Raw genomic sequence first — 11,543 nt, 5'->3', positions numbered from 1 at the left:
GCGGTCAAAAGCAACGTATTTTTATTGCCCGCGCCCTATACCGCAGACCAAAAATTTTATTTTTGGATGAAGCCACTAGCCATTTGGATGTTAAAAAAGAGCATCAGATTAATAAGATGATCAGATCACTAGGTATCACACGAGTGATGATAGCACACCGACCTGAAACAATTAAGAGTGCTGATTGGGTATTGTATCTTGAATAGATTTTAAGGTTTCTATCTAGGGATTTTGTTACCCTGTAATTAGTCGTCCTTTCCCCAGTTAAGTCTTGCAAGGCCTTATACATCAAGAGTTTGCACATGTCTAAAAACCTTGAAAAACTATTAAAAAAAGGCTATCGCCATTTTTTCGTGAATAACTTGTTTTTCTATCAAATATCTTTTCGTCCAGATTTATGGGATATGAGTGAGTATCCAATACATAAAAACTTTCGTCTGGTTTACTATCAACAAAAGAACACTGCAAGGAAAATTTATCCAATCTAAATAATTCACACCTACGCTTGGGTATAGAAATAAGACTTACTTTCAAACCCCAAACAGTTCATAAAATTTGCCGATAAATCTAGGGTCCTTGTGAGCCGTCCCCTGTTCTCGTGCTTCTTTGTACCAGTCAGAAAATATTTTATTTTGAAAGTTTTTGGCGACTTCATCAAGGACTTGTTCTTTGTGTCTTTCTTCTAGGCTTTCAAACATTTCAATGAATGATTTTTTACGGTGTTCGGCTTGTTCTCGTTCTTGGCGTTTCTGTTCGTCTTTGGCTAATTTATCCGCCTGTTCTTTGGCTTTTTGGGCTTGTCGCTTTGCCTTTTCACGCTCTTTGCGTTCCCTCTCCGCTTGTTCGGCTTGGCGGTGTTGCTCCAAACCGTGATTTATCAAGTTTTGGCGGTGAGTAGGGTCTGTAATGCCCTTTTGGTCTGCATAGGCGGTCTTATCTGCAACAATTTCACGCTCTTTGTCGGTTAGATTGTCAAAAATATCAATGGTGTTTAAGTCTTTGTCGGTGTTCTCTTTGGTCTTTTTAGACTTAGCAGTGGTTCTTTTCTTAAACTCAAAATGAAATCCAACGATCAACCGTCCTTGTTTCTTTTGGGTGTAAGTGGCTGATAGATCGGTGTTTTCATTGATTTGTTTTAGGGCGAAATTAAGTACATGGGCTTTAAAATTACTCATTGTCTTGTATTCATTCGGCAACAGTCCAAAGCGAAAACGCAAGTCGTCAAGGGAAATGTCCAGCCACCCCGCGCCAGTTTTTTTGTCCAAATGTCGCATAAAAAATTCATACAATCGCATGGCATATTGACTAGACAACTTAGATACTTGCTCAATTTCATAGACGGTAAACCGTCTTTCAAGTTCTACAAGCATTGGGACGGTGTCATCAGCAAATTTAAAATGAACCACTGCCCCATCGTCCACATAATCAGCAGACTGAATAAAACGGCGATAAGCCACCTGCGTTAAGCCCTTCTCATTGACAAATTTATAACCCCATTCGGCACGGAATAAGCTTAAAACCGCCTTTTTTAATACTCTATAAGCTGTTGATTTATCTACATTAAATGTTTGGATATAGTCATCAGCGTGAATAATTAAAGTCTTCCCCTGTAACTCCCCAATGGTGTTACATTGGCTACGAGCCTTCAAAATGGCAAGCAGGATTAAGCGTTGCTCAACCTCACCCAATCTATGACTGGCTTCAATCAATGCATTGTCTTTAAAAATTAAATTTCCCATAATATCAATATCTTACACAATATTTAACTAGGTTTATACACCCATTTTTAACTTAAATAATTATATAATAATTTTATTTAAAAATAAAATTATTTTTTAACCTATTCATATTGGTGTATAAACCTATTCATATTGGTGTATAAACCTATTCATATTGGTGTATAAACCTATTCATATTGGTGTATAAACCTATTCATATTGGTGTATAAACCTAGTTAAATACCCCCCGAAACCCCAATATTTTCAAGGGCTGGCGACCTCTTATAAAACTATATAAAACTATATAAAACTATATAAAAAACGCTTCGCTCTTTTTTTTACCCAAAAAAGCAAATCATTGAAAGAACCAAAAACAATCTTAGCCTTTTGACTGATCTTTGGTAATTCAGATAACCCAAATAATTTTTTTATCGATGAGTTAATTTGGTTTGGTATAACTCGCTGCTTAGGGCTTTTGGATAAGTCCAAAAAGCAGGACGAGGGTATCCAAAAAAGTCATTAAATCCCTAGAAAGCGAAAAACCGTCCTAGAAACGCTCAGGAGCGTCATAGAGACGCAAAAAAAGAAAAAATGACCTAAGATAGCACCCAGCATGTAAAATCGCTCTACGGGGATTTTAGAGCGATTTACTATTGAGATCTAAAATATGATAGAAAGCAACAATATAACAGTGTCATGCACTACATTATCTTGACACCAATGACCCATCTCGTTATGATCAGTCTATAGGGCAAGGATACGCAACGCCCCCCAAATCTAACGATTTTTGGTGCTTGTGCGACCCTTGTTCAGGGGATAACCCCCCGAAACCCCCCCCTTAAAAACCTCCGCCATCGCTACGGTTTTTCGCACGCTTTGCGTGCATCTCCACAATCAAAATTCGTGCAAAAAAATGACTGAAAACCCATCTAAAAAAACATCAAAACCTAAACGAACAACATCGGTAAAAATACGCTTAACCCCAAGTGAATATGACGAGCTTTTGGTAAGAAAAGACAAGCCCAAATTAGCCACTTGGATACGGGAAACTTGTCTTGCAGCCACACCGATCACCCCTTCAAAATTTGCCAAAATAGACCCAAAATTGCTATACCAAATCAACAAAATTGGCAATAACTTAAACCAACTTGCCAAACAGGTAAATACTCAACCTGCCACCTTACAAACCGCCCAAGCCTTAGCAACTTTGGCACAAATCCAAGCTGATATTCACGAGATAAAAACTCAACTAAGTGATTCATTATGATTGTCAAATACTTACCCAGAAGAGGCGGTGGCAGTGTGGGTGCAACCTTGGATTATCTGCTTGGTAAAAACTGGAAAAACAACCCAGGGCAAGCCACAAGGGAACAAGCCAAAGTATTAAAAGGCGACCCTAATTTAACACAGATGATCGCCAGCTCATCACCCTACAAAGACAAGTACACCGTGGGCGTATTATCCTTTGAAGAAGTCAGCCTAGATGATGACATTAAAAACCAAATTATGGCAGAGTTTGAGCGAACTACTTTTGCGGGTCTTGATGACGACCAATACAACATCTGCTGGATTGAGCATGGTGATAAAGGCAGGGTAGAGCTTAACTTTGTGATACCCAAAGTGGAGCTAACCACAAATAAACAGTTAAACCCCTATTACCACCGTGCCGACCTAGAACGCATCGATACTTTCAAAAAGTACATCAATGCCAAATATAATCTATCCGACCCTGATGATCCAGCTCGTCGCCAAGCCACCAAGCTGAAAAAGCATAACCTGCCCAAAAACAAAAAGGAAATAAAGGCTGACATACACGACCTTATAACCAATGAAATTGAGATGGGTAATATACAGACCCGAGACGACATCATTTGCTATTTACAAGACAGCATAGGTCTGACAATCGCCCGCATCACTGATAAATCTATCAGTATTGCCGACCCGCAAGGCGGTAGAAACCTACGTTTGACAGGAGCTTATTATGAGCGAGACTTTACAAGAGAAGCTGGCCAAAGCCAAAGCCAGGCAACAAGCAGAGATAGATGCCAACACCCAAGAGATACAGATAGCCTTAGAGCAACAAAAGAGCGACTTGATAGCCTTTGCCAAGCAAAGTCAAAGTACCATCAAGACCACTATCAGCGACCTGTACAATCCATCAGACTTGACAGCGCCCATACAGGACTGCAACAAGGAGATGCAGGATCAGATAAAGGCACTAAAAACAAATCTGAATCAGTCCTTACAGAGCCTAGCAGACATCAGCCAGCAATGGGTAGAAACCCAGGTGCAGCCAAGCAAGACCAACGAGCTGTTACAGGACAAGATAACCGAGATTATGGAGCAGTTAGAGCAGAGCCTTACCCAAACCTTGGCCGATCATCAAGCACGCACCAAGCAGCAGATGCAGAAAGCCATGAGTACTCAATACAAGGATTTTTCAGAAGCATTGCAACAGATTGTAGACAACCACAACAGCATACAACAAGACATATTGCAGATCAAACATCAAAGCGAAGCGCTCAAAAATCAGATGGAAAATGCCTATCAGCTGATGGCCATGAGCAACACGCTGCAGACTTTGGTACTCAAATATCCAAATTGGGCAGCGATACTCTTGATAGTGCTAGCCTTGTCCCTCCTGATCCTTTTTTTTGCTCTGTTCGTAACACTCCCCTTTTTGTGGTAACTAAACAGCCCCACCAAGACAAAATCCAAGAAAAAAGACCATGCCACACCACAACAGATAGTAAGATAGATTATGAACAATCCATTTTTGACCGAATTGACGAACAAATTAGCCGAGCTAGACGACATTCATCAAGCACAGATGAACGAAAAACAGCAAGAGATAGACTATCTGGCCAATATCATCGCGCTCAAAGACAGCACGATACAGCAGTTACAGACACAGCTCACCACTGTAAGCGAGTTGGCGCAGAGCTACAAGACCACCATAGACAATCTGACGAGCAAACAAAGCGAATGGCAGGGCTTATTAACCAAGCACGACAATCGGCAGCGGACTTTACAGATCGAGGCGAACAATTTGCATGCACAATTACAACAAGCAAACAGCACCATAGCCACGCTAACAAAGCAATTACAAGCAACCAATCAATCCTTGGGCGACCAAGAACAGATATACAAGGCACAGCTAACGAGCTTCAAGACCAATTTACAAAAGATCTTACAGCAGGAGCTGACGAAATTAGAGACCGAGTTAACGGCTACATTACAAATACAGTTAAAAAGCTCACAGAGTACGGCAAGCCAGTTAGAGGCGCAATGGCAAGGATTGGAGACACGGCTGGAAGAATTAGCGATAGAGCTAAGGTTATTATAGACAAGTTTTTTCAAGGGAGCTGGACAAATGTTGAGACTGGTAAGGAGCTGACCCAAGAAGACAAGGAGAAAATAGAACGCACCTTAACCCCTATGGAGCTTGGCAAATTAATGAAAGGGGCTGAGAAGAAACAGACTTATGAGCAGAGCGGTCCTAGTTTTTAACTTCTTCAGATATTGCATGGCGGATTTGAAATGAGTAATAGAAATCCGAGATACATTTATCCAGGATTTTATCTTTTTGCTCATTACTACAAAAACTTTCGTTGGTGCTTGCTTGGTATTTCAAATATCGCAATGTTTCTACAATTTCGTACTCTGATTTTTCATCATAATTTTCAATCATATAAACAACAAATTGCTTTAAAATATCAAAGGCCTCATGGCTTTCCAAAGTTTTGATATGCTGATCTGCAAAATTTGACATACACCATTCATCAGTAACTAGATTGGTATTTAAGTCATCTAAAAAGGAGTTAGAATCATCAAAAAACATATCTAATCCTTAATCGCCTTTTGGATACTCTCGTCCTGCTGTTTGAACTCCTCTAAAAGCCCTAAAATCACTTCAATTAACCACCTTTTGCTCACCTATTTAACTAGGTTTGGTATTTTGGTAAATTTTTTCATAGATGGCAAGGTGTGGATGCGATAAGCATTTTTGATATTTGGGCAATTTTCACTTGATTTCATAGGGATAAAGTTTTAAAATATTACTGTTTGCTAGGATCTATTGAGAACTTACGCCTACCCCCTGACACTAAGCGAAAAGCCGGCCTTATGGCGGGTTTCTCTTTGTCTGCAATATACTAAATCAAAAATTTTAGCAAATACAAATCTTGTGGGGAAAATTCAAAAATTTTACCCCCTCCCATTTGGAGCTTTTTGTTTTTCTGTATTGTCAAATTGCCCTTATTTAAATATTTTAACAGGGATGTATTATATGTACATAGATCTTGGTATGTCATCTCAAGATTTTAGGCGGCAAGTATTATACCGAGCACCCAGAGTATTCAAGGGTGCAGTCAAAGATTTGAATATTACTTGGAAACAAATCAACGAATTATATCAGCGAGCTAATCCCATAGATGAGCTTTTTCGCCTTAGAAAGGGTGAAATTGTACCCGTTTCTGAGTATGTAGAAAGCTTTGATGATATGGGATGAACTCGCTATCGTTTTATTAAATCTGCCATTTATCATCATATGAAACATGGTGCAACCATTGTTTATAATCGCATTAACAATGAGCCCTTTGTAGACGGTTTGGCAAAACAAATTTCCCATTTTGTACAAGCACCAACGGTTGTAAGTGGTTATTTGGCGTTTGGTAGTGACGCCTCTTTTAAAAGTCATTGGGATACTCGCGATGTGTTTGCAGTGCAACTGATGGGCAAAAAACACTGGGTGTTATACAAACCCAATTTTGAAAGTCCGTTATATATGCAACAATCCAAAGATGTGGATGTGCCAGAGCCAACCATACCTGACATGGAGGTTGTACTGGAAGCTGGTGATGTGCTATATATCCCACGTGGGTGGTGGCACAATCCTGTTCCAATGGGTTGTGAGACATTCCATTTAGCGATAGGAACATTTGCCCCAACGGGCTATGATTATATGCAATGGCTAGCTAAACAAACCCAAAATATTCTACCCTTAAGATATAATTTTTCTGATTGGAATAGTGATAAAGACAATATTATTAAAGCCTGCAATGAATTATCTACCATGATGACAGACTCAGTGCTTTATGATAAATTCATGCAAGAACATATGGCGAACTATCGCAGTGACAGTGCTTTTAATATGCAGTTGTTTGGTAATGCCAATGCTGATGCAAATGACATTCCTGATGATGCATTGATTGTATCTAACATTGTAGATGGCAGAACGCTTGAAAAAGGCTATGTCATTACCAATGGCTTAAAGATTAATATCAATGACGATAGTCAATATTTACTTAAGAAAATTATACAATATGAGCCAATTAGTTTATGCAATCTTTTACAAAAAACTGATAAAAGTATGTCCAATGATATTCGGTCGGCGATAGCTAAAATGGCTGAGCTGGATATTATTGAATTGGTACTTTAAATTATTTTTTTATTCACAGGAGTTTATTATGTTTGAACTAAACATTGAGCAAATCAAAATGGTATCTGGGGGTGTGTCGGATAGTTCTGGGAGCAATTATGGGGATAGCGGTAGTGATAAAAAGAGTGGGAATGTCGCCCACGGTCAGCTGTGGGGTGGTGCCATAGGCGGTGCTATTGGGTCTAGATTTGGACCTGCGGGTGCGGCAATTTTTACGATTGGCGGAGCTTATCTTGGTGATGATATAGAGAATAGTGAGTTAACAAAAGAGGCATTAGATATGTATCGCAAAATTCAAGATCATCGTGATAAATTAGATGTTATTTTACCCTAGCTTATTCTTTGAAGTGGTTTTGGTTTAAAAAATATACTATAAAGAAAAACATTCGTCACAAACTTAAAATGGTATGATTTTCCTGTACTTCAACAAACTTAATCCAAACAGGAAATCTGATTAGTGTATTTTTTTATTATTACCCTTTAATTTATTTTCTTATTAGGATGTAAATATGGATTTAATCCCAAGGCCTGTTGTTGTATTTTTTTATATTTTAGCTGTCGGTTTATTTGTTCAAAAAATAGATACGATAACAAATTTTGACGTCTATATTTATTGGGTAATATATTATTCTTTGGTTTTTTTGGGTATATTTTTTATATTTAAGAAAAGAAAATTTTCTAACAAGAATGACAAGTCTTAATGGTATCTGGGGGTGTCGGATAGTTCTAACACCAAACAAAAAAGTAGCGGCAGTATTTACCATAGGTCATGTTGTAGAAATACAGGATTATCATAAAATGGGTGAGGATTACAAAAATTACGTAGACAGACATTTGCAAAATGGTCTATTTCATAATGACCAATACTTTTAATGATTAGAAATATGTATGAGTATGCGCGATAAAATGATGACCATATCTAGAGTTTTAGCCATTCTATCATTTTTTACATTATCAAAAGTTGTTTATCACAATTACAATGACGTAATTCCTGATAATGCTATTTTAGGGATGGCTGTATATGTGCTTGTATTATGCCTTATGATAAATTTATTTATAAATCATAACACCTATCATGTCCAGTCTATTTCGTCCTGAAGCTTTATCTGCCCAAAAAATAGATTGGGTGGGTAAAGTTGTGATAGTAACGCCGATTAGCTTTACTTTTTTGACGTTTTGTGCGTTTATGGCAGGGCTTGTACTAATGATATTTTTGGTATGGGGTGAATATACCAAGCGTAGTACAGTCAAAGGTCAAATCATTCCTGACAAAGGGTTGGTACAAGTCTATACCACAACAGCAGGTGTGATAACAGAAAAGTATGTTTTTGAAGGTCAGACAATCAAGGCAGGAGATGTATTGTACAAGGTTTCTACTGCTCGCCATACTGGTGCTGGCAATGTACAAAGCATGCTAGACAAAGAACTGGCATTCAAAAGACAGCTGATAGAACATGAAATCACTCGCACCAAGCAAGCTCAAGCTGCTGAAAAAAGAAATATCGCAAATACCATAGAGCGTCTACAAGTAGACATGGATAAACTGCAAGCTCAAATAGATTTACAGGCACATCAGGTTGCCATTACCAAAGAGACTTTGGCACGATATGAATTTGCCATGCAAAGTGAGGCGGTATCCAAGCAAGAGCTAGAATCACAAACAATGGCATACAATACACAGCTAAATAGCTTAACCACCCTTGAAAGAGAAAAAGAAGTCATTGCCAGACAAATTAAAGAGCAAGCCATTGCTTTATCCCGTCTAGAGCATGAACATAGAACAACACTTCTACAATATGAACGCACATTGTCTGACAACAAAAGCGATAGCATCCAAAACCAAGCCAACGATACTTTGATTATCAAAGCCCAAGTAGATGGTGTGGCAAGTGTCGCTCATGCCGATGTGGGGCAATTTGTGGATAGTAGTCAGTCACTTGTAAGCATCCTACCTAATGACAGCCATTTGATTGCAGTGATGTATGTACCGAGTCGTGCTATTGGTTTTGTTAAGACGGATGATGAAGTATTGCTTCGCTATGTAGCGTATCCTTATCAGAAATTTGGACATGCCAAGGGGCGTATTATCTCTGTTGCCAAAACTGCTCATGCAGGACAAAATTTACCCACCATTGGCACAGTATCAGCCACTGAGCAAATCGCCAATGAACCGATGTATGTCATCAAAGCACATTTAGATAAGCAAACCATAACAGCCTACGGCAAAGAACTACCCCTAGCAGTTGGCATGACCTTGGAGGGTGATGTCATGCATGAAACACGAAAATTATATGAATGGGTGCTTGAACCGCTATATAGTCTCACAGGTAAAATTTAAACCAATCAATTTGTCATAGGTGCAATTGCACCTTTTTTGTTGTCAAAGTTTTTATGGATAATCTTGGTCATGGATTTTTTAAAACGCATTAATTTTGGTTTATCAGCCAAAATGCCCGTTATTTTACAAACCGAATCTGCTGAATGTGGTCTAGCCTGTCTTGCTATGATAGCTCATTATCATGGGTATCTTACTGATTTATGGAGTTTGCGCCAAAAATATCCTATTTCTCAAAAAGGTGCAACTTTGCACACGCTTATTAAGATTGCTGGGCAAATGAAGCTTAGCACACGCCCTTTAAGGCTGGAACTGAATGAGCTTAATCAGCTGCGTACGCCGTGTATTCTGCATTGGGATATGAATCACTTTGTGGTATTAAAATCTGTATCCAAAACTAAAATTACCATCCTAGACCCAAGTGCTGGACAAAGACTAATGACACTTCAAGAGGCATCAGATCATTTTACAGGAATAGCCCTAGAGGTATGGGCGGATAGTGATTTTGAGAAAAAAGAAGATAAGGTCAATATTCGTTTATCCAAACTGATTGGTGAAATAAAAGGACTTTACAAGTCTTTGGGTCAGATATTAATACTGGCATTGGCGCTAGAGATATTTGCTCTAACCAGTCCATTTTTTATGCAGTGGGTGATTGATCATGCTATTGTTTCGGCTGACAAAGATTTATTAACGACACTGGTTATTGGCTTTGGCATACTTATGTTTTTAACACAGCTAACCAGCTTGCTTCAGTCATGGATAAGTATGTATATCTCTACTACACTCAATATACAATGGAAGGCTAATGTTTTTCATCATTTAACTCATCTACCCAGTCAATTTTTTCAAAAAAGACATTTGGGTGATATTATTTCTCGTTTTGGAGCAATTGATAGCATTCAGTCTACGCTAACCACAACTTTTTTGACCGTTGTCTTAGATGGTGTGATGACAGTATTTACACTTGTATTGATGTTCTTTTATAGCCCGGCTTTGGCATGGGTTGCAGTGGGTGCAATGATGATCTATGGACTCCTGCGCTTTCTCTGGTATACACCCCTAAAACAAGCTACCGAGGAGCAAATTATACATGCAGCTAAGCAGAGTACGCATTTTATGGAGACTATGCGCGGTATTCGTGCTATTAAACGTTTCAATAAGGAAGATATAAGAAAGAGTACATGGCTTACCTTATTTGTTAATACCCTTAATGCAGGACTTTATACCCAAAAATTAGGGCTTATGTTTGGATTTATTAATGGTATCATTTTTGGACTTGAAAACCTTATCATTATCTATTTGGGTGCAAATTTAGTTATTGATGGTACTTTTACAGTTGGTATTTTAATGGCATTTATCGCCTACAAAAACCAGTTTGGTGGACGAGTGAGCAATCTAATAGATAAATTTATTGAAGTAAAAATGTTAAACTTGCATGGTGAAAGGTTAGCAGACATTGTTTTAGAAAAAACAGAAAAAAATAGCTATCTACCCCTAATAGAGCAAAAAGATAAACTGGTTTATGATATACAGGTAAACAATCTATCCTTTGCTTATAATGATGATGAGCCCTATATTATTGACAATTTGAGTTTTCACATCAAAGATAAAGAATCGGTAGCCATCGTTGGGGCAACAGGTTGTGGAAAGAGTACACTGATGAGCTTACTTATGGGTGAACTTACGCCCAAATCAGGAGAGATTAAAATTGCAGGCAAGGTTCACCACAGCATGGCAGAGCTAAATGCCCGTGATATTATTGCCTGTGTTAGTCAAGATGACACACTATTTGCAGGCTCTTTAGTTGAAAATATCAGCTTTTTTGATGATAAACCAGATAATGAATGGGTGGAAAAATGTGCCATTATGGCTGGGATTCATGATGAAATCATGTCAATGCCTATGGGCTATCAGACGCTTGTCGGCGATATGGGCAATATACTATCAGGCGGTCAAAAGCAACGTATTTTTATTGCCCGCGCCCTATACCGCAGACCAAAAATTTTATTTTTGGATGAAGCCACTAGCCATTTGGATGTTAAAAAAG

10 protein-coding genes are annotated in these 11,543 nt (G+C 38.5%); 8 read left to right on the top strand and 2 right to left on the bottom strand.

Going from position 1 to position 11,543, the window contains the following annotated elements; translation table 11 throughout:
• Positions 1-206: ATP-binding cassette domain-containing protein (locus M2R47_RS08620; RefSeq protein WP_249102054.1), on the top strand; the 206-nt coding region annotated here is incomplete at its 5' end.
• Between the two features lie 324 nt (positions 207-530).
• Here M2R47_RS08620 and repM read toward each other — a convergent pair.
• On the bottom strand, positions 531-1,739 hold the full coding sequence (gene repM, locus M2R47_RS08615) for a replication initiation protein RepM (RefSeq protein ID WP_249102051.1): 1,209 nt from the start codon (positions 1,737-1,739) through the stop codon (positions 531-533).
• 892 nt (positions 1,740-2,631) lie between these two features.
• Here repM and M2R47_RS08610 point away from each other — a divergent pair.
• Both M2R47_RS08610 and M2R47_RS08605 read left to right on the top strand, forming a co-directional pair.
• Entirely contained in the window at positions 2,632-2,985 is a 354-nt protein-coding gene (locus M2R47_RS08610) for a plasmid mobilization relaxosome protein MobC (RefSeq protein WP_249102034.1), read from the top strand.
• Positions 2,982-5,228, top strand: a complete 2,247-nt coding sequence (locus M2R47_RS08605) for a relaxase family protein (RefSeq protein WP_249102018.1) — start codon at positions 2,982-2,984, stop codon at positions 5,226-5,228. Before M2R47_RS08610 ends, M2R47_RS08605 begins: the two co-directional genes overlap by 4 nt.
• Here M2R47_RS08605 and M2R47_RS08600 read toward each other — a convergent pair.
• On the bottom strand, positions 5,218-5,559 hold the full coding sequence (locus tag M2R47_RS08600; RefSeq protein ID WP_249101997.1) for a hypothetical protein: 342 nt from the start codon (positions 5,557-5,559) through the stop codon (positions 5,218-5,220). The genes M2R47_RS08605 and M2R47_RS08600 overlap by 11 nt on opposite strands.
• Positions 5,560-6,006: 447 nt before the next feature.
• On the opposite strand from M2R47_RS08600, the gene M2R47_RS08595 reads away from it, so the two are divergent.
• The 5 genes from M2R47_RS08595 to M2R47_RS08575 all read left to right on the top strand — a co-directional run.
• Positions 6,007-6,228 carry a hypothetical protein gene (locus M2R47_RS08595; RefSeq protein ID WP_249101978.1) on the top strand — a complete coding sequence of 74 codons (222 nt, stop codon included), beginning with the start codon at positions 6,007-6,009 and terminating at the stop codon, positions 6,226-6,228.
• 39 nt (positions 6,229-6,267) lie between these two features.
• Complete coding sequence (locus tag M2R47_RS08590) at positions 6,268-7,158, top strand: JmjC domain-containing protein (RefSeq protein ID WP_249101975.1); 891 nt, start codon at positions 6,268-6,270, stop codon at positions 7,156-7,158.
• A 28-nt stretch (positions 7,159-7,186) separates the two neighbouring features.
• On the top strand, positions 7,187-7,492 hold the full coding sequence (locus M2R47_RS08585; RefSeq protein WP_249101972.1) for a hypothetical protein: 306 nt from the start codon (positions 7,187-7,189) through the stop codon (positions 7,490-7,492).
• Positions 7,493-8,233: 741 nt separating this feature from the next.
• Complete coding sequence (locus tag M2R47_RS08580) at positions 8,234-9,496, top strand: HlyD family secretion protein (RefSeq protein ID WP_249101969.1); 1,263 nt, start codon at positions 8,234-8,236, stop codon at positions 9,494-9,496.
• Between the two features lie 69 nt (positions 9,497-9,565).
• The coding region (locus M2R47_RS08575) for a peptidase domain-containing ABC transporter (RefSeq protein WP_249101966.1) at positions 9,566-11,543 on the top strand (1,978 nt) is incomplete at its 3' end.

Source organism: Moraxella oculi (genome assembly GCF_023336735.1).
In the GTDB taxonomy this organism is placed as follows: Bacteria; Pseudomonadota; Gammaproteobacteria; order Pseudomonadales; family Moraxellaceae; genus Moraxella; species Moraxella oculi.
Note: the sequence above shows the minus strand (reverse complement) of the source record. Positions and strands in the feature narration are given on the sequence as shown.